The following is a 24515-nucleotide window of genomic DNA, read 5'->3' on the forward strand; positions in this document are numbered from 1 at the left end:
ACCACGACCACACCATCTCCGCGGATAAACGCATGAAGCCACTGCTGCATCACACCCAGACCTCCAGGCGGCATAGCGTCGCAGCATGCTGCCTGAGCATCGCACTCTGGACGCTCTCGGCAAGCGCAGCGGCTGCATCCGTTGCACCCGTAGCAACCACGCCCGTGCCCACGCCCACACCGGCGCAGTACGCGCAGGCGATCGGTCTGGCCGATCACTATGCGTCGCTGGTCGACAGGCAGCCGACGGCGCCGGTATGGATCGATGCAGGGCATTTCGTGTATCGGCGTGGCGTGGCACGTGCCGATCAGGCGCCGGCCATCGAGTACCGCCTGGTGGATGCGGCCAGCGGCCGCAACACGCTGGCCTTCGATCATGCGCGGCTGGCGGCGGCCCTGACCCAGGCCGGTGCGCAAGCCATCGACGCCACGCAACTGCAGCTGGAGGAACTCACCCTGGACCGGCAGCGCCTGGGCTTCCAGCTGGCGAAGCTGGGCTGGCAGTGCGATCTGGCCCGCTATCGCTGCGCGCATGTGCCCGAACGCGACGTGCAGGCCGAGTCGATGGACATGCGCCTGCCGCTCAAGCAGGGCGAGCGGCAGGCCAAGCTATCGCCGGATGGCCGCTGGCGCGCCTGGGTGGAGCAGGCCAATCTGGTGATCGCGCCGGTCGATGGTGGCGAGCGCAGCGTGCTCAGCCGCGATGGCAGTGCCGATGATTACTACGCACTCGACAGCGTGGTGTGGTCGCCGGACTCGCAGCATCTGGCTGCGTATCGGGTCAAGGCGCCGCCGCCGCGCATGGTCTATTACATCGAGTCGGCGCCGGCCGATCAGCTGCAGCCGAAGTTGCACCAGCAGGTCTATCCCAAGCCCGGCGATGTCTTGCCGGTGATGCAGCCGGTGCTGTTCGACATCGCCACGCGCGCCGCGCATCCGGTGGCGATGACGCTGTTGCCCAATGCCTTCAGCCTGAGCGAGATGGTCTGGTGGAAGGACAGCCGCGGGCTCACCTTCGAATACAACGCGCGCGGGCACCAGCTGTATCGGGTCATCGAAGTGGACGCACGCACGGCTGTCGCGCGCACCCTGATCGAAGAGACCTCGCCCACCTTCATCGAATACTCCGAACTCAGCGGAACGCACGAGGACGGCGGCAAGCATGCGCGGCGTGATCTGGCCGACGGCGCGCAGATCCTGTGGGCCTCCGAGCGCGATGGCTGGGAGCACGTGTATCTGTACGACGGCCACAGCGGTACGGTGATCCGCCAGGTCACGCAGGGCGACTGGGTGGTGCGCAAGCTCGACTACCTCGACGAGGGCGCAGGCCAGCTGTATTTCACCGCCTCCGGCATGCAGCCCGGTGAGGACCCGTATTACCGCCATGCCTATCGCATCGGTCTGGACGGCACCGGGCTCACTGCATTGACGCCGGCAGCCGCCGATCACCAGGTGAGTTATTCGCCGGACGGCAAATGGTATCTGGACCTGTACTCGCGCGTGGACCTGGGCCCGGTGCTGGAGCTGCGGCGCAGTGCCGACGGCAGCCTGGCACGCACGGTGGAGCGCACCGACCTGAGCCGTCTGCAGGCTGCCGGCTGGCAGCCACCGTTGCCGTTCCACACCACCGGCCGCGACGGCAAGACCGAGATCTGGGGCGTGATCCAGCGCCCCACGCAAATGCGGCCACAGCAGCGTTACCGCGTGATCGAATACATCTACGCCGGGCCGCAAGGGTCCTTCGTGCCCAAGACGTTCACCACCCGCACATCAGCGCTGACTGCGCTGGGATTTGCGGTCGCGCAGATCGACGGCATGGGCACCAACAATCGCTCGCGCGCCTTCCACGATGTGGCCTGGCGCAACCTCAAGGATGCGGGCCTGCCGGATCGCATCGCCTGGCACAAGGCCGCTGCCGCACAGTACCCGTGGTACGCCATCGACGGCGGCGTCGGTGTATACGGCACCTCGGCCGGTGGCCAGAACGCATTGGGTGCGCTGCTGTTCCATCCGGAATTCTATGTGGCAGGCGTGGCCAATTCCGGTTGCCACGACAACCGCATGGACAAGATCTGGTGGAACGAGCAATGGATGGGCTGGCCGGTCGGGCCGTGGTATGCCGAATCGTCGAACGTGGAAAACGCCGCGCGCCTGCAAGGGCATCTGCTGTTGGTCACTGGCGACATGGACATGAATGTCGATCCGGCCAGCACCTTGCAGGTGGCCGATCGGCTGATCAAGGCAGGCAAGGATTTCGACCTGCTGGTGGTGCCCGGCGGCGATCACGGCGCCGGTGGCGACTACGGCAAGCGCCGCCTGCTGGATTTCTTCCTGCGCTGGATGCAGCAAGTGCCAACGCCGGACTGGAACCACGACCAGCCTGCGACGACGCAGGCGCCGTGATCCGTGAGGCCGGTCTGCCGGCCGACCGTTTGACTGCAGTGCCTAGACCACAGCCGCTGAAACAGGGCGGGCAGGGCAGTGCACGCTGATTGCCGTCACCGCGCTGCTGCATGCATGCGCAGTGCTCGATTTCTAGATCGACTGTCATCGCACATGGTTGCAGGCGATACATCGCCTCGGGTGTCCCGTCCATCGCTTTAGGCTTGGTGCCCAGCTGCAGACGTTGCTGCAGAGTGCAACGTCAAGGCAGGCTGGTTCATTTGCGAACCATGCAGTTTTCCGCACGCGCTGTCGCCAAATGCGACAAGACGTAGCGCGTGCGCACAGGCACATTGTGACCAGCTGATGAAACTGGAGCGCATGGGCGCCTCCGGTGCGGAACCAACACCCTTTTTGACAACACGCGCTGCTGCGTGACCCTGCGTGGTCATGCGCGTCGCAGGTTGTCTGCATGTCTGCAGCACAGCGCTGGCGAGAAGTTTCGCTGCGTGCGCGTCTGCCATCCATCTTGCCCTGCGCTGGTGTCCGCCGGCACGGGTGTGTGTTGCCCATCGTTTGTCTGCCATACGAATCAGGAGCCTTGCATGCCGATGCCGCTGTTGCCTTTCTCCCGGACCTCCGGCACGCCCACGCGCCCGGTGCCGAGCATGCTCAGCGCCGCATTGCTGCTGGCGCTGTCTGCAGGCGTCAGCGCACCGGTGTCTGCGCAGCAGGCCGGCGGCAGTAGTGACGCGCCGCAAACGCTGGACAGCGTGGTCGTCACCGGCTCGCGTCTGCGCCGCGTGGATACCGAAACCGCCAACCCGGTGGTCACGGTCAGCCAGGAACAGATCGCCGCGACCGGCAAGGCCACGGTCGGCGATCTGCTGCAGGAGCTGCCGTCGATCGCCGGCAACGCCACCAATCCGTATACCAACAACGGCGGCGGCACCGGCGCGTCGGCCATTTCGCTGCGTGGTCTGGGCGACAAGCGCACCTTGGTGCTGGTCAACGGTATTCGTCTGGCCTACAACGACGTCAACGCGATTCCGTCCAGCATGATCGAGCGCATCGAAGTGCTCAGCGACGGTGCCTCTGCGGTGTATGGCTCCGACGCTATCGGCGGCGTGGTCAATTTCATCCTGCGCAGCCAGTTCGATGGCGTGCAGTTCAGCAGCGACTTCGGCACCAGCAGCGAAGGCGACGGCAACCGGCGCAACTTCACCCTGACCACCGGCAAGACCTGGGAGCGTGGCAGCCTGATCGGCGGCCTGTCGTACCACAACATCGATCCGGTCTCGGCAGCGGCGCGCGACTATTCCAGGGACGCGCTTGCGTTGACCAACGGGCAACCGGTGAAGCAGGGCTCGTCCGCAACGCCCACCGGCACCGTGAATTTCAACGATGGCTCGGATCAGTCCACGCAGCTTGCGCAAGCCAACGGCTGCGGGCGTGTCACCCTCAACAGCGGCGTGAGCGGTCGCGCCGGCCCGGGCGATTTCCACTGTTACAACGCCAGCGCCGACTCCTACAACTACCAGCCGTTCAACCTGTTGCAGACCCCGCAGAAGCGCACCAATGCGTTTTTGCTGGGCACCTATCGCTTCACCGACAACGTCGAGGGCTACGTCAACACCTGGTTCAGTAAAACCGAATCCGCCTCGATCATTGCGCCGATCCCGATCTTCGCCAACGGCGACAACATCCTGGTGTCGTCGCAGAGTTACTACAACCCGTTCGGCGTGAACTTCGGCACCGATCGCAGCACCGGCACCTCGTACAACGACCTCAACACGCGCGCCACCGTGCTGGGCAATCGCAGCTATCAATACAACACCTACAACTTCCAGATCAGCCCCGGTTTGCGCGGCCGCTTCGGCGACAGTTCCTGGCAGTGGGATGCCACCTTCAACTACGGCAAGGTCAAACAGAAGTCGATCAACAACGGCTTTCTGGACTATGCCGCGTTCAATCAGGCCATTGGCCCCTCGTTCCTGGACAGCGATGGCGTGGTCAAGTGCGGCAGCGCGGGCGCGGCGATCGCCGGCTGCACACCGCTGAACTTCTTCAACCTCAATGACAGCGCCAACCTGTCCGCGCTGCAGGGCATGGTGGTCAACCCCATCGTGACCAGCGTCTACACGGTCAAGCAATTCGAGGCCAATGCCAACGGTTCGCTGTTCGAACTGCCGGCCGGCACGGTCAGCCTGGCGACCGGCGTCTCCTATCGCAAGGAGCGTTCGACCACCGCCTCCGACCCGCTATGGACCGGCGATGAAGACGGCCTGTGCGGAGTGATCGAATTCTGTTCGTCCACCCTGGCCGGCAGTTTCGACGTCAAGGAGGCCTATGCCGAAGCGTTGTTTCCGCTGCTGAAGGATCTGCCCGGCATCAACGCCTTGAACATCACGCTGGGCACGCGCTTTTCCGACTTCAGCTCGGTCGGCAGCAAGACCAACAGCAAGATCTCGCTGGAATATCGCCCGATCGAGAACCTGCTGATCCGCGGCACGGTGTCGGAGGTGTTCCGCGCGCCCAACATCAACGAGCTGTATGCCGGCGTGGCCGGCGATGCGGCCACCGTCAACGACCCATGCAATGGCTACACCGGTGGCAATAGCGTGGCCTGCGCCAATGTGCCCACCGACGGCAGCTACCAGCAATCCGATGGCCAGGTGTCGGGCAAGGTGTCCGGCGCAGCAGTGGCCGGGTACCAGCTCAAGCCGGAAACCGGCAAGTCCTACGACGTGGGGCTGGTGTACGACCCGCAGTGGATCGATGGGCTGTCGCTGAGCGCGGACTGGTGGCGCATCGATCTGGAAGACACCATCACCACGGTGTCGGCGCAGACCGTGCTCAATCAATGCTTCGCCAACCCGGCCAGCTCCTTCTGCGCGTTGATCCATCGCAACGGCAACGGCACCATCAATTACATCGCCGAACCCACCGTCAACCTGGGCAAGCTGTGGGCCAAGGGCATGGACTTCAACCTGACCTACCGCGCGCCGCCCACCGCATGGGGCAATCTCAGCGCCGGGCTCAACGGCACCTATCTCACCCGTTACGACGTGCTGCCCGATACCACCGACCCCAGCTCGGTCACCATCCACAACGTCGGCCGCTACACCCAGGCCTACGGCAATTTCCCGCGCTGGCGTGCGCTGGGCACGGTGAACTGGGCATTGGACGACTGGAGCGCCACCTGGCGCATCCGTTATGTGGGGCACACCGCCATCGGCAATTCGGATCCGGACCAGAGCCTGTCCGCCGATTCCAGCGAGCCGATGGTGGTGCGCAAGATCGGCGCCTACGTCTACAACAACCTGCAGCTGGGCTACAACGTCGAACCGTGGCACACGCGCTTCGAAGTGGGCGTGGACAATATCGCCAACAAACAGCCGCCGTTGTATTACTCCAACAACGTCGGTAACGCCGTTACCGATGTGGCCACCTACGATCTGCTGGGTCGGTTCTACTGGGCGCGTGCCACGGTGAAGTTCTGATCGGGCCGCTGTATCGCGCTGGCGTGCGGCCAGATGCCATCGGTCGCGGGCGTCATGCGTATGCACGCGCGTGTTGGTGCGACTGCGCAGGCGGTTGTTGCAATGGCGCGCGCGGTCTGTGCGCGCCGACAGGAGCTAAGCTGAGCCCATGACCGAGACGTATTCGAGCGAGTTGCCCAACGACCAGGCGCCGAGCCTGTCGCGGCGGCGCTTTCTGGCCTGGAGCAGCCTGGCGGTTGCGGCGGGTTTGCTGCGCTTTCCGGCCCAGGCCAGTGCCGCACGACCCGGCAGCGTGCGCGCCGTGCCGCTGGCGCAGGTGCGGCTCACGCCGTCGTTGTTCCTGGACGCGCTGCACACCAACCGTCGTTACCTGATGCGGCTGGAGCCGGACCGGCTGTTGCACAACTTCGTACTGTACGCCGGCCTCGATCCCAAGGCGCCTGCATACGGCGGCTGGGAGGCGGACACCATCGCCGGGCATACGCTCGGTCACTATCTCAGCGCATTGGCACTGATGCATGCGCAGACCGGCGATGCGCAATGCCGCACGCGCGCCGGGTACCTGGTCGCAGCGCTGGCACGCTGCCAGGCGCATGCAGGCGATGGCTACGTCGCCGGATTCACCCGCAAGAACGCCGTAGGGAAGATCGAAAGCGGGCGCGTGGTGTTCGATGAACTCAGGCGCGGCAAGATCGACCCGGCGCCGTTCTACCTCAACGGCAGCTGGGCACCGCTCTACACCTGGCACAAGTTGTTTGCCGGCCTGCTCGACGTGCATGCGCATTGCGACAACGCGCAGGCGCTGCAGGTGGCGGTAAGCCTGGCCGGCTATCTGCAAGGCATCTTCGCCGCACTCGACGACGCGCAGCTGCAGAAGGTGCTGTCGTGCGAATTCGGTGGCCTCAACGAATCCTTCGTCGAGCTGCATGTGCGGACCGGCGATGCGCAATGGCTGGCACTGGCGCAGCGCCTGCACCATCACGCCGTGCTGGATCCGCTTATCGCCCAACGCGACGAGCTGGTGCACCAGCATTCCAATACCAACATCCCCAAGCTGATCGGCCTGGCACGCGAGTACGAAGTCACTGGCGATGCCGCGTCGGGCGCGGCCGCGCGCTTCTTCTGGCACACCGTCACCGACCACCACACCTACGTGATCGGCGGCAACGGTGACCGCGAGTATTTCCAGCAGCCGGACAGCATCTCGAAGTTTGTCACCGAGCAGACCTGCGAGCACTGCGCCAGCTACAACATGCTCAAGCTCACCCGGCACCTGTACCAATGGGGCCCGCAGGCCGAGTTCTTCGATTACTACGAGCGCACGCTGCTCAACCACGTGTTGGCGCAGCAGCATCCGCGCACCGGCATGTTCACCTACATGACACCGATGCTGGCCGGCGAAGCGCGCGCCTGGTCGTCGCCGTTCGACGATTTCTGGTGCTGCGTCGGCAGCGGCATGGAGGCACATGCCCAGTTCGGCGATTCCATCTACTGGCACGACGGGCAGGGCGTTTACGTCAATCTGTATGTGCCCTCCAGCGTGCGCGATGCTGCCGGGCTGGACATGACCCTGCACAGCACGATGCCGGAGCAGGGCAGCGCCTCGCTACGCATCGACGCCGCGCCGGCCGAGCAACGCACGCTCGCACTGCGCGTGCCTGGTTGGGCGCAGTCGCCGAGGCTGCAGCTTAACGGCCAGCCGGTCGATGCCACAGTCAACGAGGGCTACCTGCGCATCGCCCGCGTCTGGCGCGCCGGCGACACGCTCACGCTGTCGTTCGAGATGCCGCTGCGCCTGGAAGCCACGCCGGACGACCCGGCCTGGGTCTCGGTGCTGCGCGGGCCGCTGGTGCTGGCGGCCGACCTGGGTGCTGCGGCAAAACCCTGGTCGGGCAAGACCCCGGCGTTGATCGGCGGCGATGAGGTCTTGCAGCGCCTGCAGCCGGTGGTGGGCCAGACCGCGTTCGACTACAGCGACGGCAGCCAGCACTGGCGCTTCTCGCCGTTCTACGCGCAGTTCGATCGCCGCAGCGCGCCCTACCTGGAGCATCGCGACGCCGCTGCATGGCAGCAGCATCAAGCCGAGCAGGCCGCAGCAGACGCGAAACAACAGGCATTGGACACGCGCGCACTGGACCGCATTGCCCTGGGCGATGAAGCCTCTGAAAAAGCCCACGGCCTGCACAGCGAAAGCTCCTACGCACTGAGCTACCGCCGCCGTGCCGGCCGCGACGCCCGCACCGGCGGCTTCATCGCCTTCACCCTGCGCAACACCACCCAGGCCAGGATCCTGCGCCTGCGCTACTGGGGCGACGAAACCCGCCGCCGCTTCCGCATCCTCGCCGACGGCGAGCTCATCGCCAACGAACGCCTGGACGGCAACCGCGGCCTGAACTTCGTCGATGTGGATTACGCCTTGCCTGCAGCAGTGGCAGGCCGCGCCACCTTGCAAATCCGCATCGAGCCGGAGACCGGCTATTCGGCAGGGCCAGCGTTCGGGTGCTGGGTGCTGGAGTCGGCGTGAGTGCTGTAGCGAGGGTGTCTCGAAGGAATGACACGCCCTCGCGCGACCTCTGGAGAGCGCATGGCACCACAGAGCGAAGAAACCGCGCCCGCAGCTATACGTAATAACTCAGACATGCAACATCAAGCCCCTCTTCCCACGGGAGAGCAACTGTCTTGATCAACTGGCGGCGGTAGCAGCCAGTTGATCTCGCATCTTGGCGTTGAGGATGACCAGCAACTTGCGCATGGCCGCCACCAGAGCCACCTTGGGGGGCCTTGCCCTTGTGACGCAGCCGTTGATAAAAATCGCGCAGCGGCGGATTGAAGCACACTGCCACTAGGGTGGCCATGTACAGCACCTGGCGGATGCCGGCCCGCCCGCCCCAGATGCGCCGCACCCCGCGCATCGCGCCGCTGTCGCGCGCCAGTGGTGCCACTCCGACCAGCTTGGCGATGGCCTCGACGCTCAGTCGGCCCAGTTCCGGCAGCACCGCCGCCATGTGCGCCAACGCACGCTGGGAATCCGCTGGCTGTGTGACCGGCCCGGCTCTGCATTGTAGAACGCATAGCCCACCGTGCAGCTTGTCGGCGTGCGTGCCTTGCGGGGCAGACGCGGTGACAGATCGTCTAAGGGGTGCCTGGGGCGACGGTCGAAATCCGGGTTGTCCACATCTAACGTGGGCGAGGGCACCAGCCGCATGGGCTGCGGGTCTTTCACCGGCAAGACTGTTTGCTTGGCGGCAGCTGCGCTGCTTGGAATTCGATTTGGGCCGCTTGGCGGTTAGAGACTGCGCCCGGCACATGGCCTCACCTCTGCAAGCACCATGGAGCGACGACGCCCACCAATCTGCACTATCGATACATCTGCCATGACAACGCCTCCTCCGAAGAACAGGCATCGCCGCCCGATGGCGACGAGATGTCGGGAGGTTAGAAATCGCTCATAGCCGGCGGGCGTATTTCTCCCTAGGGAGTGTTGTTTTATCCGCCTCCCGACGCAGGCATCGCATAGGTTTGCGCCTGCGAACAGGCACAAAAACCTACCGGTTTGATGGAGGTGGGTACCGCTACTAGGGACGGTCTGAACAACTAACCAGCATCTTGTAGATTCAATGAGCACCGCCGAGGCGGCGTGCACTGTTGGCGTCTGCGTTGTAATCCATGCGCCTTTTGCTGGCTTATCCTGCCGCAGGGCGGCATTACCCTGGCCGGCAGTAGCTGCCGGCGCACCATCCACAGATTTGAGAGCGCAAACAACGTCAGCACTTGCGCGGCTTTTTTTTGGCCAAGTCGCGATAGCGGACCTTGGTGTAGCCAAACTGGCGCTTGATCACGCCGAACGAATGCCGCACCTTCGCGCGCAAACCGAAGTTGAAGTGTTCCCAACGTTCTTCCCGGGCACGCCCGCGTTTGTTGCTGACGGCCTGAAGTCGCGCGGGCTTGGCGGCAATGAAAAATGCTGCCTCGCAGGTCCGCAGTTCTTCGCGTTTGTCTGTTCCGGTGTAGCCGCTGTCGCCGAACACGCTGTCTTCGTTACTGTGCAACAGCTTGTGCGTCACCGTGACATGGGCAGCATTGGCGGCCGTGCAATGGACGTGGTGCACCAACCCTGAAAACTCATCCACGCCGATGTGCGCCTTCATCCCGAAATACCATTGGTTTCCTTTCTTGGGCTGATGCATCTCAGGGGCGCGCGCATGGTCGGCGTTCCTGGTCGAACTGGTTGCAGTGATCAGCGTCGCATCGACAATCGTACCGGACCGCAGGCTCTGACCCTTGCGCGCCAAATGCGCTTTGACCGCTTCCGGCATCTGCGCAGCAAGGCCATGGGTTTCCAATAGGCGGCGAAAGTTGAGAATCGTTGTATCGGCAGGAACGTTGTCCAAACCACCGAGCTGGGCAAAACGCAGCTAGGTCGGGATTTCATGCAACTCTTCTTACGTTGCCGGATCGCTCAACGCGTAGCCACTGCTGCAGCAAGTGAATCCGCAACATTGTCGCCAGTGCGTACGGCTGCCGACCTGGCCGCCCTGACACCGGATAGTGCGGTTCGACCAGTTCAAGCAATTGCTGCCACGGAACGACTTGATCGATCTCGGCCAGGAATTCTCCTGGCGGGTCTGCTTGCGCTTGCCCAGGCAATCAGCGTCACGGAAACGTCAGTTGCATAGATCACTTCTCAACATGGGGGGCGCTTATCTACGGTGCGTTGTTCAGAGGTTCCTTAGGTGCTCTTAGTCCAGCGCCATGCCGCTGGCAGGCCGCGCCATCCTCGCGCTAGCCGGCAGATGAGTTTGGCGTTAGAACCGTCAACTGTTTGAGTTCGTGTGCTCACATCATCGACTTCACCGGCGCAAAACAGTCGCGCGGCTCATCAATCGAGATGTCACGACTCAACAGATCAGAGCCTTGACTTATTGCCGCATTGCAGCTCTACTGCAGGGGAGGTAGGGCTTGGCGGAGTCAGTTGTCAAGCACATAATCAGCCGCTGCTTCAACGGCTCTTAGCTGAAGCCAAGATGGCAAATCGCTACTAAAGGAATAAGTAGAGATGATGGATTACGCTTCGTTTTCCGTATGCGAGCGCATCGGTGTTCGACATCCTCGACCCGCTAACACGCTACCGCTCATTTTTCAGAGACTAGGCCCTACGCTTTTGGTCGGAGCTGGCCGTACTCACATGCGCCGCGTTAGTCGCGCGTTGAGAGTTGGATTTTCCTGCAAGGGATCATTCGCACATACCGATATCTCCGGGCTTTTTGGCAAGTCAAGTTTTGGCAAGCCATGCTCCGGGGCTGGGCCACCCGCGCGCCAAACGGCTCGGGCCATGCGAAGACGTCCCTAAGCTGCTTCAAAACCTTTCCGTCCCCAAATCAGTTGAGGGCGTCATGTCAGATGACTGGAATGTGCTCGAGAGTAGGCTGCATGTGCCTTATCTCCTAATCCCCAACGTATTTTTGCCCTACGAACTCGTTGAGCTCAATCAACTATTCAATGATTTCGAAATGGTGCCTGGACAAACGTTGGAGCGAGAAGGTTTCTTGGTAGTCGCTGAGCGACGCAAAGTGCTTACGGCCTTTTGGCCCCGTAGTGACTCAAGTCAGTGGATCTACGACAGGATCGACAAGGTCTTCTTTGCGGCAGCCAAACACTGGGGGCTGGACGTCCGCGAGACGACCGAAGAGTTGAAGCTTTGCGAGTATAGGGCTGGTGATCATTTTCAGCAGTGGCACGCGGACTCTGGGCCGGGCTATGCATCGCGCCGGAAGATCAGCATCTCGATCGAACTGTCGGACCCCAATGATTACACCGGTGGGGAGTTCGAGATGTTCCCTGGCATATCGGTTTCGTCCTCCAATGGAAGGCTGGCCGGATCTGCCGTCGTATTTCCTTCGCACCGACACCATCGCGCAAACCCTGTTCAATCGGGTGTGCGACGAGTCCTTATCAACTGGATTAGCGGACCGCCTCTTAGGTAAACGCCATGGAAGAAAATGCTCTGTCTTTCGATATCGTCCTTAAGATCACTGAACGGTGCAATTTAGCGTGTCCTTACTGTTATTACTTCAATCATGAGTACGATGCTACAAAGCGTCCCCCAACCATACGAAACGAGGTCGTAGCCGCACTTCCCGGGTTTCTTCGACGTTCTTACGACGCCTTGAATCTATCTAGGATTAACGTCGTATTTCACGGAGGCGAGCCGCTACTCCTCAAGAAAAAGCGGTTTGTTGAGATATGCGAAACGTTACGGATCGTTGAAGCTGAAAAGAGGTCGATAACGTTTGCGGTTCAGACCAATGGGACGCTGATCGACGAGGAGTGGATTGATATCTTCGAGCGATTTGATGTAAAGGCCGGCATCAGCATCGACGGCGAACGAGAAGCTCACGATCGTAATCGTCCTGATCACCAAGGTCGAGGGAGTTACGACAAAGCGCTAGCGGGGTTGCGTCTGGTGGAGAGCGCACGGAAGGCGGGCCGAGTTTCTCGTTCCGGCATCCTTGCCGTTGTCGATGCGAATGAAGATCTGAGCCGTCTCTTGGATTTTCTAATCGGTGAAATTGGGGCTACTAGCCCAAGTCTTAATTATCCACGAGGGGGGTATGACGAGCCCAGCGCGGTGTCGTGGGGCAAGTCAGTAGAGCGCATTCGGCCTTTGGTGGCTACCTGGCTCGACAAGTATGTGTTTCCAACCCCGTATTTCATTCGCGGGCTGACCGATGTCATCCTTGCCATGTATTCGGATGCTGGTATTGAACGCAACTCAAAGCGTCATGCTACCCAGCATTTCATCGCCACAGTCGCTAGTGATGGGAGTCTCCTCGTAGACGACAATATAATTGCACTTGATAGTGAGTTTGCCGAAACGCACCTCAACATCTTTGATCATAATCTCAGGGACTTGGTCACTAGTGAATTATTCGGGCGGTTGACGAGAGCAATTGATCATGTTCCTGCGAAATGCAGCACGTGTGCTTGGTTCAAATCATGCAGATCGGGCGCCCTCTACAACAGATATTCCAAGGCCGCGCCGTTCGAAAACGAATCGGTTCTATGTGATGTGTTGCAGATGATTCATGAAGAAACGGCCCGGTTTCTTGTTCAGAAGTCCATTGTTTCTCTCGATAAACTGGCTAATCGTCTCGAGTCAGTCCCCCTAACCAGCGCCGAATTTATGGTTAATGTCCTCAAGCAACGCAAGGAAGCACTTCCATGCTGAAGGAGCTATCAAACCCCATGGTCGGTGATTACATGTCGCTCTACGGCTACGTGGCCGACAAATTGTTCTATGCCTTGCTGGATAAGCTCGAAGAGGAAGGGGGCGCGAGAATATCCAAGGGTATAGATCGCCGTCCATTAATGGGTAAGGGGTGGTTGCCGCCGGTTGGCTTCGTCCGACTCTCGTGGCAGGCTGAGCCGATATGGGCGGACATTCAGATGGCCATAATTTCTCACGCCGCCGGACTCATTTCCGAGTTCGATGCGGAACTCCCAAGCGGGAACCAGCCCTTAATGCTCGGTGGGAGGGCGCTGCCGCCTTGTCGTTACAGGATCAAAGCAAGCCCGGACAGTGTGATTGTTAGGTCGAAGGAAAGCGGCGATTTCGTTTTTAGGCGAACTGACCATGGCCATTATCTAATGTCGTCAGGCGATATGGTGGAGTTGCTTGGGTCCTATGCGCTGGTGCACTCGCAAGGAGAGTGGCTCCAATACAAGGAGCCTCTTGAGACAATGTGGCCCCTCACAGAGGACCGCGCCGGCAGCATTGAAGCCGTAGACGGCGTGTTGACGACCCTAAGGGACTCGGTTCCGGAGTACCTCCTGTGGGTCTTACTGCCCATCAAGGAGATAACGCTCCTCCACCCTACCGATCCGCGAAAAACACAGAGCCGTTCATCATCAATTTTTCCGGGAAACATCCAGATTACGGCTCCGAGCACGCTGCCTCGGCTACTAGCGCAACTCGTGCACGAGTGCTCTCACCAGTATTTCCACCTAGGTCAGTGGGTGGGGCCTGTCACCGTCGCCAATGCGCCAACTGCCTATTCGATCCTGAAGAACACGCACCGCCCGCTCGACCGAGTTCTATTAGGCTATCATGCGTTCGCCAATATCTACGCGGCGCTTATGCTCCTTCGAACGCGCACCGGTGACATGCACGGCAGCGTGCTTGATCAGGAGATTGAGCACGCCAAAACCAGTGCGCATCAGCTTGGGTCAGAGCTCGATTCAAGGCTGGAATATCTGACGGAGATTGGCCAGGACCTGTATTTGCCTCTGCGCACGACGGTCTTTGAACTCGAATCAGCGTGAGAACCATGCATCGGCTCCCTGTTCTATATCAAAGCGAAACTGCAGAGTGCGGTCTCGTTTGCCTGGCCATGATCGCGCGCTTCTTTGGAATGCCGATCGATGTCTTTCAGCTCCGTGAGAAGTATCGTGTGTCATTGAAAGGGCTCACACTACGCAGTCTTTTGCAGGTTGCGAAATCAATTGGCATGAATGGCAGGGCGTATCGGTGTTCGGCTGCTCAGTTGAAAGACCTGCGCTTGCCAGTGATGCTGCACTGGGACATGGAACATCTGGTCGTTCTTAAGGCCGTTCGAGGAAAGGTTTTTCGTATCCACGATCCTGCAATTGGCGCTTTATCCCTATCTCTTGAAGAACTAACCGAGAGCTACTCTGGCGTCGCTGTAGAGTTCGATTTGGACCAGACATTCTCTAGTGGGCAGGGGCGTTATACGCCTTTTAGCGTCGTTCGGCACTTGGCCGCTAGCGTCAGATCAGAACTCTTTCGTCTGGTCGCGGTGGGATTGGCGCTAGGCCTAGTTGCCGAATCGCTCGCGCTTGGCATCCCATTCTTGCTGCACAAGACAGTTCTGGATTGGCTGGAGGTCACTTCTGTGAGAGTGCCGGTGGCCATTATCCTGTTGGCGATCTTTGCGTCATTACTAACATTTATGCGCGACCAAGCCGTCCGACGCATGGGTATCGCACTGGGCGCAGGCCTCGCCGATGACATCGTCACCAAGCATCTTGCACTGCCGGTCAACTTCTTTGAAGTACGACAACATGGGCATCTTGTTGAGCGTTATCGCGCGGTTGAGGATCTCGATCAGTTGCTTTGCGGGTCGTTTCCTCTCGCAATCGTGGACGGCGTGCTTGCCACCTTGGCACTCAGCCTACTCGCTGTGGCCTCACCAGCCTGCTGCATCCTCGTTGCCAGCGCTGTAGTGATATATGCAATACTTAGGTTTGGCCTATCTAGTCGCTCACGCACTCTTGAAGCTAGACTCAGCAAGGCGAGAGCTGATGAAAGTGGGCTCATGGTTGAGACTTTGGCGACCGTTCTCTCAACGAAGGCCCACGGACTTGAACAGAAACGACTCGCGGACTGGAGAAAAGCAAGCTCGCGCGTGCGCACCGCCCAGGAGCCGATCGCGACTCAGGACAGTATCTTGAAGGGCGTGCGAATCTTATTGGCCGTTGCAATCGTTCCCATTGCAGCGCTTCAACTAGCTGGTGGGCAGTTTAATCTCATTCTCATCCTTCTTGTAGGAACACTCGGACTTAGCAGAGCCCTTTATACGGTAGATCGTCTGGCAGACGTTGAGCGCGTGACCCAGCGGCTACGAAAATTAGAGGATGTTCTTCGAACAAAGCCGGAAGCGGATCACTTTAGCGCGGATATTGCAGCCCCTACAGGCACGATTACTTGCACAGACCTGAGATTCTCCTATTCAATCCACGATGAGCCCGTACTGAAGTCGGTAACACTCGATATCGCTAGCGGCGACTTCGTAGTAATAACTGGTCAGAACGGAGCGGGGAAGTCAACCTTGGCCAAGTGTCTCAGTGGGTTCTATCAGGCGACAGGTGGGCAGCTGTGGCTAGCTGGGCACCCAGTGAATTCCACGACTCTGCAAGCGCTAAAGCGATACGTTGATCTTGTCATGCAGGATGACAAGCTATTCCTTGGCACAATTATCGAAAACATACTGGGCGCGGAGAGCCTTGACCAAGAACGGCTTGATGCTAGTATTGAAGCTGTTGATCTAAAGCTCGTTCTGAGCGAACTGCCGATGGGACTCAACACCAAGGTGGGCGCTTCCATCTGTCCACTTTCGGTGGGTCAGAGGCAGCGAATCACACTAGCGCGCGCGATCTATCGTAGGCCGTATATTCTCTTTTTGGATGAGGCCACCTGCTTCCTTGATGAAAGCAGCGAGAAACTGGTGCTTTCAAATATCGCGAAGTTGGGCTGCACAACTATTTTAATTACTCACCGACCACACCTCGCCCTAGGTTTTGCCACGCAGCACCTGATTGTAGGCGAAGATGGGGTCAGGTCGGTCCGCGTGCAACTTGCAGAGACGCTTGGTACGCAAAAAAATCTGGACAGTCTTGCGGTGGCAGAACTGGGGCATCAAATCACATGACGTCAAAAATATTTAGCCTGCGAGGCGTCAAAAAGGTCTACCAAACCGAGTCGGTGCTCACGTGGGCGCTGCAGCCCGTCGACTTAGATATCGCCGAAGGTGAGTTTGTGGCGATAATGGGGCCATCAGGATCTGGCAAGACGACGCTCCTGAGCATCCTCGGCCTACTTGAGCCGCCAACATCTGGCCGATTCAAGATCTTGGGCCAGGACATAGCCAAATGTTCCGATAGGGTGCTGAGCCAAATCCGCAGTGAGAGCATTGGATTCGTGTTTCAAAGCTTCAACCTGATTCCCACACTTAGCATAATCGAAAACGTTGAGTTGCCGATGCTCTATCGCCGACTCGAGCATAGTCGCGAGCGCGCCGAGGTCGCCTTGGCTAGGTTTGGCTTACAGGGCAGGTTGATGCATATGCCAAGTCAGCTATCCGGTGGACAGCAGCAGCGAGCCGCTATTGCGCGTGCCATTGCCGGCGAACCCGAGTTAATTCTCTTAGACGAGCTTACTGGAAACCTGGACACGGAGTCCGCCAAAACTGTGATGGAGATAGTGAAACAAATAAATGCCGACGGCACCGCCATAGTCATGGTAACTCATGACCGCGACTGCGCACGTTATGCGCGCCGCACTCTACATATTGTCGATGGCGTAGTGCATGAAGTCCCTGCGACGAAACTATTTAGCGAAGACGAAGCAGGAGCGGGCTTGTGTACAGACACTTTCTGACTTCTGGGCTGAAGCAGATTCTACGGAGCCCTGGCTTGGCGTTGCTTGTGGTGAGTATCGTGGGGCTCGGGATCGGGTTGGCAATGGCAGCTTGGACATCGGTATACATTCTCGCTAAAGATCCGATCCCGGAGAAAAGTGACAGACTTTTTCGTATCCATTTAGATCCACGCCGCGTAATAGGTGAGGAGGTCTCCTCTTATCTAACTCGCTTGGATGCTGAAACCTTACTTCGCGACGGACATGGTGCTCGCCAGACAATGGTGGCTGCTGGCCCATCCATGCTTCGAATTCCGAATAAGGAAGGGGCCGCATCGCATGCAATCTCGAGATATACAACAACTGACTTCTTCTCGATGTTTCTTGTTCCGATCGTACGCGGTCGCGTTTGGACAAGGCAAGAAGAATCGTCCCAAGCGCAGGTTGCATTGATCGACAAGGGCTTGAGCGAGAAGCTCTTTGGCACGCCAGATAGCGTTGGTCGAGACCTTGTAATCGATGGCTTTGTGTTCCGGATTATCGGCATTACCGACTCTTGGCGGCCAATCCCACGATTCTATGATTTATCCGGAGACCACTTCCGCAACCAGGACCAGTTGTTCATTCCATTCACCACTGCGCTGGGCAACCGCCTTAATTTTTCCGGCGAGCTCAGCTGCTGGGCCGATGTTCCGTCATTAGAGGGGGGGGGCGATCCGCGCAGGGCCACAGGAGCACCTTGCAGCTGGGTCGGGTACTGGGTGGAGCTGACATCCCCCAGCGATAGAAATTCGTATCGTGCTTATCTTGACAACTACGCGCGACATCAAAATGCAATTGGTCGATTCTTGGAGCCAGAAAATGTGCGTATGCAGAACGTTCGCGAATGGCTACGTTCACAAAAGATCGTACCGCGCGACGTTTGGATCCAGTCATGGGTCGCGACCGGCCTATTGATTCTAGCCATCGTGAACGCGTCTGGCCTGATCCTTACCATTTTCATGCGCAGACGTCATGAGATTGCGATACGCCGGGCAATAGGTGCCTCGCGTGCCAGCATTTTTGCGCAGTTCATGATCGAGGCGGGTCTGCTCGGCTCCTTAGGCGCTGGCCTAAGCATAATGATTTCGATCTTGGCCCTTTGGATTCTCCGGCAACAGCCATACGCGTATGCAGGGCTAGCGCGGATGAACCTCACGATGTTTGGGACGACGCTGTTAGCAGCGCTCACATCAATGCTTCTTGCCGGCGCGTTTCCAAGTTGGCGCGCGATGCGTGTGCCCCCGGCGACTAGCCTGAAACAAGGTGCGTAAGAACGCCATATGATGGACCAAGTTTTGAAGCCACTGCTGCGCAATCGCGTGATGACCTTCCTGGTTGTACTACAGGGTGCAATAGCATGCGCTATTGTCTGCAATTTATTCTTTCTTGCGGGTCTTCGTTTTGACCGCATTCTCCGTACTAGTGGCGCAATCGAAAACGAGATCGTGTACATACAAGTGCAACGTGCGTCGTCGCAACATCGTACCGTTGACTACCTGGAAAATGAACTTGGCGCACTGCGTCAGCTTCCCGGAGTTAAAGCGGTCTCGTCCGTGAATCAAGTGCTTTATGGAGGTTCCTCCTGGAGCACTTCAATCAATCTGGCGCCACAGCAAGAAGCTGCCAATTTGACGGCGAGTGTCTATACAGGCGACCGCGATTTTATCGAGACTCTGGGATTACGCCTGACACGTGGACGGGCCTTCACTACGGAGGAATATCAGGATTGGGATGACTATGAGGCGAGCGAGAGTTATGCGCCCGCGATAATTGTGTCGTCAGCTGTTGGTGAGAAGCTCTTCGGCGATTCGAATCCAATTGGTCGATCTATATATAGCTGGGGTAATAAGCCATCGCAGATTGTCGGCGTGGTTGACAAGCTCGCGCAACCGAACGATAACGCAGGTAACTCCGACGGTTACGATTACTCCATCATCGTTCCTGTGCGTGTCGATCGAGGCAACTATCTCCTTCGTACCGATTCGTCCAATCGCGGTGAGGTGATGCGCCAAGCTCAAGAGCGCTTGTCGACCCTTGATGGTAGAGGGTCAGCTTTGGGGGCAGCGACGCTGGAGGAACTTCGCCGCTCCTACTATGGCGGCGAGAGAGCGGCGATGTATCTCCTATTGATAGTTCTTATCACGCTTATCTATATCTCGGTTGGTGGGCTTGCAGGACTCCTTGGCCATTGGATTGCCCAACGCGATTCAAGCACTGGTATCCGGCGCGCCTTGGGAGCCACCCGCAAGGACATTGCACGTCATTACCTGTGCGAGACGGCTTTTCTTTCGCTTGTTGGCGCATTGTTCGGAGTTCTTCTCGCGTATGCCTTCAACGCATTGTTGATGACGGCGTATGAACTACCTCGTATGCCGCTGGCCTACGGCGCTATCGGCATGGTTGCACTTATCGTGCTCGCTCAGTTCGCGGCAATTGGTGCCGTGCGACGAGCATGCCAAATTGACCCTGCGTTGTTGGCAAGGTCATTGTAGCGGTACCCTGAAAACCAACTGCCGAAGGAGGCGAACATGAATAAGCTCATTGAAGAGCTTGCTAGGAAGCTCAATCTTGACAATGGATCGGTCGATGCCGGCAAGGCCGCGCAGATCGATAGTCGAATGAACGAAGTGCTGGATCATCATCTCGAACAAATCGCTGCGGCCCACGGCAGCACACACATCGATCATCACTCAAGTTTGATCATCTAGCTAAATGCAATCGGTGATCTCTACATTTCCCGCGTAGAGATCACCACCCCATTGAAAATTGATTCTTCACCCGGGTCCGGGGAAAACGGCGCGGATCTTCAGAAAGAAGTAGGCGTCATCGGGGGAACCATATTTTTTCGACTCCCCGCGGTTCAATACTAGGCTAAATTAGAGGTTTCCGGTTCGTGGTACTGGAGGAACTCGGCGGGCGTCAGCCCGCCAAGGCTGTCGTGAGGTATCTTGGTATGGTAGTCAGCCAACCACTGCTCTGCCTGTTTGCACACTTCTCCCAGATTGTGGAAGACGCGCATATTCAACACGCCGCGTCGGAAGCTGCCATTGAAGCGTTCGATGAAGCCGTTTTGCATCGGCCGTCCTGGCGCGATGAAGTCCAAACGCAATGTTCTTGCGTTCTGCCCATTCCGCTAACGCCAACGTGATGAACTCCGGGCCATTGTCCAGGCGAAGCTTCCCGGATAGCCGCGCCACGCCGCAATTCGTTCCAAGGTGCGGATAACGAGTGTCGCAGGAAAGTTCAGATCAATCTCGATGGCCAATGCCGCACGACTGAAATCGTCGCTCACATTGAATTTACGGAATAGCCGCCCGTCCCAAAGCGCGTCTGACATGAAGTCGATTGACCAGCTGCTATTGATCTGCTCGCAGCCACCAACGGCATCGGGTGTCGGTTTGGTAGACGCTTCTTCCTTCGTCGACGCTGATTGAGCTTCATCAGGCAATATACACGCCAGATACGCTTGTGATTCCAGATCAAACCTCGGCGGCGAATCAGTTGAAATAGCTTGCCGAAGCCGCGTTCGGGAAAACGCTCAGCGAGCTCAACCAACAATGCGATCACTTCCTATCCCGATCTGGTCGACGGCGGTAGCGTGCCGTTGACCGTGAGATCTCAACCACCACACAGGCCCGGCGTTCGCTCCAGCCGCGGCAATCCGGCAACCAGGCTAGAAGCGGGCACTTGTACGCCAAGTCTACAGCATTTTTTTGCGATCAGATCCTTCAACGCATGGTTCTCCATTGCCAGCTCGGCGTACATCCGCTTGAGCTTAGCGTGCTCGGCTTCAACGTCACGGAAATACTGCGAGTCCGACGCTTCCATGCCGCCGTACTTGGACTTCCAGACGTAGTACGTCGCATCGGAACTGCCCAGCTCACTGCAGACTTCCTAGACCTGTCTTCCGGCCTCAAACTGCTTCAGCGCCGTGACGATCTGGTTCTCGGTGAATTTGCTCTTGCGCATCAGTTGTCTCCTTGAGGCTAGTTTGCCCGGAGACCTCTAACAATATCTGGATCAAGCTTACGGACAGGGGACAGGGGTTGAGCCCATTTTTTTCACTAGCCCATAACGCAAAGACCGGCGATTAAGCCGGTCTTTGAAGTAAGAAAATTTGATCAGGCTTACGCCGACAACTCCAACAGCAACTTGTTCAACCGTCGCACATACCCGGCCGGGTCCTTGAGGCTGTCGCCCGCCGCCAGCGCCGCCTGGTCGAACAGCACCCGGCTTAGATCGCCGAAGCGGTCCATGTCGGCTTCCGCATCCAACTTTTCGATCAGCGGGTGGGCCGGGTTGAATTCGAATACCGGCTTGGACTCCGGCACGGCCTGGCCGCTGGCTTCCAGCAGTTGACGCATCTGCAGGCCCAAGTCGCCCTGGCCGATGGCCAGGATTGCCGGGGAATCGGTCAGGCGGTGCGAGACGCGCACTTCGGCCACGTCGTCGCCCAGGGCGGCCTTGATGCGCGAGGCCAGGCCTTCCTTGGATTTGGCGACTTCTTCCTGCGCCTTCTTGTCTTCTTCCGAATCCAGCTTGCCCAGGTCCAGGTCGCCGCGTGCCACATCCACGAACGACTTGCCGTCGAACTCGGTGAGATAGCTCATCAGCCACTCGTCGATGCGGTCGGTGAGCAGCAGCACTTCGATGCCCTTCTTGCGGAAGACCTCCAGGTGCGGGCTGTCCTTGATCTGCGCGTAGCTCTCGCCGGTGAGGTAGTACAGCTTGTCCTGGCCCTCGGCCAGACGACCCACGTAATCGGCCAGGCCCACGCTCTGCGTGCCGGTGGTGTCATGCGTGGAGGAGAAGCGCAGCAGGCCGGCGATCTTCTCGCGGTTGGCGTAATCCTCGGCCGGGCCTTCCTTCAGCGCCTGGCCGAAGTTGCGCCAGAACGTTGCATAGTCGTCCGGCTTGTCCTTGGCCAGCTTCTCCAGCATGTCCAGCGAGCGCTTGGTCAGCGCCGACTTCATCGAGTCGACCACCGGGCCGGACTGCAGGATCTCGCGCGAGACATTGAGCGACAGGTCGGACGAATCCACCACGCCCTTGATGAAACGCAGGTACAGCGGCAGGAACTGCTCGGCCTGGTCCATGATGAAAACGCGCTGCACGTACAGCTTCAGGCCCTTGGCCGAATCGCGGTGATACAGGTCGAACGGGGCGCGGCCGGGCACGAACAGCAGCGAGGTGTACTCCAGCTTGCCTTCGACCTTGTTGTGGCTCCACGCCAGCGGGTTGCCGGCATCATGCGCGACGTGCTTGTAGAACTCCTGATATTCCTCGTCCTTGATCTCGGACTTGGGCCGCGTCCACAGCGCGCTGGCGCGGTTGACCGCTTCCCACTCCGGCTCGGCGGGCGCGTCGGCCTGTTCGCCGTGGTGCTCCTTGCGCATCTCGATCGGCAGGCCGATATGGTCGGAGTATTTCTTGAGGATGCCGCGCAGCGTCCAGCCGTCGGCAAAGCTGTCTTCGCCGTCCTTCAGGTGCAGCACGATGCGGGTGCCGCGCTCGGGCTTGTCGACGCTGGCGACTTCAAACTCGCCTTCGCCACGCGAGGACCAGTGCACGCCCTCGTTGGCGGGCAGGCCGGCGCGACGCGAGTACACGTCGACCTGGTCGGCGACAATGAAGGCACTATAGAAGCCCACGCCGAACTGGCCGATCAGGTTGGCGTCCTTCTTCTGGTCGCCGCTGAGGTGCTTGAGGAAGTCGGCGGTGCCGGACTTGGCGATGGTGCCCAGATGCGAGACCGCATCCTCGCGGCTCATGCCGATGCCGTTGTCGTCGATGGTGACGGTGCGCGCGTCCTTGTCGTAGTCCACGCGGATGCGCAGCTCGCCGCCGCCTTCCAGCAGCTCCGGCTTCACCAGTGCCTCGAAACGCAGCTTGTCGGCGGCGTCGGCGGCATTGGAGACCAGCTCGCGCAGGAAGATTTCCTTGTTTGAGTACAACGAGTGGATCATCAGCTGCAGCAGCTGCTTGACCTCGGTCTGGAAGCCAAGCGTCTGCTTGTCGGTATCAACGGTCATTGGGGTCGTGCTCCATGGTGGCCCAGGCCGCAACGCGGCCGATGGCCTGGGGGATGAGGCCGTGTGGGGATTTTTCAAGGCGGGCGTGCGCCAGATCGCCTGCGTCCATAGCGATCGAGGAGGGCGGTTGCGGCGATCGCGGCGGTATCATGGCCGGCCAACCGTCCTGCCTTGAGCCATGTCGCCATTTGCGCTGCCGTCGTCCTGCACCCGTTCGCCCGCACCCGGCGCGTGGCGATGAGGCGCCCCGCACGGCCGGCGCCACGCGCCGCGGAAGGGCAGGTGCGCATCGTCGGCGGGCGCTGGCGCAACACCAAGCTGGCGGTGCCGGACCTGCCCGGCCTGCGCCCGAGCAGCGACCGCGTCCGCGAGACGGTATTCAACTGGCTGATGCCGCGCCTGCCCGGCGCGCGTGTGCTGGACCTGTTTGCCGGGTCGGGTGCGCTGGGCCTGGAGGCGGTGTCGCGCGGCGCCGCGCACGCGACCCTGATCGAGCGCGACCCTGGCCTGGTGCAGCGCTTGCGCCAGCACGTGACCAGGCTGGATGCGGCCGATCAGGTGCAGGTGCTGCAGGAGGATGCGCTGCGCTGGCTGGAGCGTGCGCCGGTGGCGCAGGCCAGCATCGCGTTCGTCGACCCGCCGTTTGCCGCCGGGCTGTGGCCCAGCGTGCTGGAACGCCTGCCCGCGCACCTGAGCGCCGACGCCTGGCTATACCTGGAAGGCCCGGCCGAGGTCCCGCCGCAGGTGCCGGCCGGCTGGCATCTGCACCGTGAAGGCGCCACCCAGCAGGTGCGCTATGCGCTGTACCGCCGGGCCGCTGCTACACTGAACGGCGATCCGACCCCGGTAGTTTCCGTATGAGCGTGGCCAATAGCCGCACCGCCGTCTATCCCGGTACCTTCGACCCGATCACCAACGGGCATATCGATCTGGTGAACCGCGCCGCGCCGTTGTTCGAGCGCGTGGTGGTCGGCGTGGCCTACAGCCCCTCCAAGGGCCCGGCCCTGCCGCTGGAGCGCCGCGTGGAGCTGGCCCAGGAAGCACTGGCCGCGCACGCCAATGTGGAAGTGCGCGGCTTCGACACGCTGCTGGCCCACTTCGTGCGCGACATGGGCGCCGGCGTGCTGTTGCGCGGCCTGCGCGCGGTGTCCGACTTCGAATACGAGTTCCAGATGGCCAGCATGAACCGCCATCTGATCCCGGAGGTGGAGACGCTGTTCCTCACCCCGGCCGAGCAGTACAGCTTCATCTCGTCCTCGCTGGTGCGCGAAATCGCGCGGCTGGGCGGGGACGTGTCCGGTTTCGTTCCGGCTTCGGTCGTCGAAGCCTTACGGCAGGTGCGCGAGTCCCGCGCGCAGGCCTGATTCTCTAGCAGTCACATCACCACATGCTTTTCAAAGGG

At 59.9% G+C, this 24515-nt stretch carries 14 protein-coding genes and 4 pseudogenes; 13 read left to right on the forward strand and 5 right to left on the reverse strand.

The features are described from left to right. Positions 1 to 32: 32 nt before the first annotated feature. The 3 genes from AC1KVE_RS03420 to AC1KVE_RS03430 all read left to right on the forward strand — a co-directional run bounded on the left by AC1KVE_RS03420 (position 33) and on the right by AC1KVE_RS03430 (position 8408). Positions 33 to 2402, forward strand: a complete 2370-nt coding sequence (locus AC1KVE_RS03420; RefSeq protein ID WP_481091907.1) for a S9 family peptidase — start codon at positions 33 to 35, stop codon at positions 2400 to 2402. Positions 2403 to 2986: 584 nt separating this feature from the next. Then, positions 2987 to 5884, forward strand: a complete 2898-nt coding sequence (locus AC1KVE_RS03425) for a TonB-dependent receptor domain-containing protein (protein ID WP_481091906.1) — start codon at positions 2987 to 2989, stop codon at positions 5882 to 5884. 148 nt (positions 5885 to 6032) lie between these two features. After that, positions 6033 to 8408 (forward strand): beta-L-arabinofuranosidase domain-containing protein, encoded by a 2376-nt coding sequence (locus AC1KVE_RS03430; protein WP_184456218.1) that lies wholly within the window; start codon positions 6033 to 6035, stop codon positions 8406 to 8408. Between the two features lie 159 nt (positions 8409 to 8567). Here AC1KVE_RS03430 and AC1KVE_RS03435 read toward each other — a convergent pair. The 3 pseudogenes from AC1KVE_RS03435 to AC1KVE_RS03445 all read right to left on the reverse strand — a co-directional run. After that, positions 8568 to 8895: pseudogene (locus AC1KVE_RS03435) on the reverse strand (transposase); the annotation flags it as partial. Continuing rightward, positions 8892 to 9192, reverse strand: a pseudogene (locus AC1KVE_RS03440) (SymE family type I addiction module toxin); the annotation flags it as partial. The pseudogenes AC1KVE_RS03440 and AC1KVE_RS03435, both read right to left, overlap by 4 nt. 403 nt (positions 9193 to 9595) lie before the next feature. After that, a pseudogene (locus tag AC1KVE_RS03445) lies at positions 9596 to 10558 on the reverse strand (IS5 family transposase); the annotation flags it as partial. A 719-nt stretch (positions 10559 to 11277) separates the two neighbouring features. Between AC1KVE_RS03445 and AC1KVE_RS03450 the strand changes: the two are divergent. Genes AC1KVE_RS03450 through AC1KVE_RS03485 form a run of 8 tightly spaced genes read left to right on the forward strand, consistent with a single transcriptional unit; the run spans position 11278 to position 19789 of the window. Further along, a complete protein-coding gene (locus tag AC1KVE_RS03450; protein ID WP_184456214.1) occupies positions 11278 to 11868 on the forward strand; it encodes a 2OG-Fe(II) oxygenase in 591 nt (196 codons plus the stop codon). A gap of 5 nt (positions 11869 to 11873) precedes the next feature. Beyond that, positions 11874 to 13112 (forward strand): radical SAM protein, encoded by a 1239-nt coding sequence (locus AC1KVE_RS03455; RefSeq protein WP_184456213.1) that lies wholly within the window; start codon positions 11874 to 11876, stop codon positions 13110 to 13112. After that, complete coding sequence (locus AC1KVE_RS03460; RefSeq protein ID WP_184456211.1) at positions 13106 to 14206, forward strand: aKG-HExxH-type peptide beta-hydroxylase; 1101 nt, start codon at positions 13106 to 13108, stop codon at positions 14204 to 14206. The genes AC1KVE_RS03455 and AC1KVE_RS03460 overlap by 7 nt, the downstream gene beginning before the upstream one ends. A 5-nt stretch (positions 14207 to 14211) precedes the next feature. After that, positions 14212 to 16332, forward strand: coding sequence for a peptidase domain-containing ABC transporter (locus AC1KVE_RS03465; protein WP_267477612.1), 2121 nt, complete (start codon positions 14212 to 14214; stop codon positions 16330 to 16332). Next, entirely contained in the window at positions 16329 to 17060 is a 732-nt protein-coding gene (locus tag AC1KVE_RS03470) for an ABC transporter ATP-binding protein (RefSeq protein WP_481091905.1), read from the forward strand. The genes AC1KVE_RS03465 and AC1KVE_RS03470 overlap by 4 nt, the downstream gene beginning before the upstream one ends. Positions 17061 to 17095: 35 nt before the next feature. After that, positions 17096 to 18352, forward strand: coding sequence for an ABC transporter permease (locus AC1KVE_RS03475; protein WP_184456205.1), 1257 nt, complete (start codon positions 17096 to 17098; stop codon positions 18350 to 18352). A gap of 9 nt (positions 18353 to 18361) precedes the next feature. Continuing rightward, positions 18362 to 19573: an ABC transporter permease gene (locus tag AC1KVE_RS03480; RefSeq protein ID WP_481093054.1), complete on the forward strand. Its 1212-nt coding sequence runs from the start codon at positions 18362 to 18364 to the stop codon at positions 19571 to 19573. 36 nt (positions 19574 to 19609) lie between these two features. Continuing rightward, positions 19610 to 19789 carry a hypothetical protein gene (locus AC1KVE_RS03485; protein ID WP_184456200.1) on the forward strand — a complete coding sequence of 60 codons (180 nt, stop codon included), beginning with the start codon at positions 19610 to 19612 and terminating at the stop codon, positions 19787 to 19789. A 158-nt stretch (positions 19790 to 19947) separates the two neighbouring features. Here AC1KVE_RS03485 and AC1KVE_RS03490 read toward each other — a convergent pair. After that, a pseudogene (locus tag AC1KVE_RS03490) lies at positions 19948 to 21050 on the reverse strand (IS3 family transposase). Positions 21051 to 21208: 158 nt separating this feature from the next. After that, entirely contained in the window at positions 21209 to 23113 is a 1905-nt protein-coding gene (gene htpG / locus AC1KVE_RS03495) for a molecular chaperone HtpG (RefSeq protein ID WP_184456198.1), read from the reverse strand. Positions 23114 to 23284: 171 nt separating this feature from the next. On the opposite strand from htpG, the gene rsmD reads away from it, so the two are divergent. Then, positions 23285 to 23974: a 16S rRNA (guanine(966)-N(2))-methyltransferase RsmD gene (gene rsmD / locus AC1KVE_RS03500; RefSeq protein ID WP_481091904.1), complete on the forward strand. Its 690-nt coding sequence runs from the start codon at positions 23285 to 23287 to the stop codon at positions 23972 to 23974. Continuing rightward, positions 23971 to 24477 (forward strand): pantetheine-phosphate adenylyltransferase, encoded by a 507-nt coding sequence (gene coaD / locus AC1KVE_RS03505; protein ID WP_016903280.1) that lies wholly within the window; start codon positions 23971 to 23973, stop codon positions 24475 to 24477. Before rsmD ends, coaD begins: the two co-directional genes overlap by 4 nt. Positions 24478 to 24515: the final 38 nt, after the last annotated feature.

The sequence above is a fragment of the Xanthomonas sp. NCPPB 2864 genome, assembly GCF_056675615.1.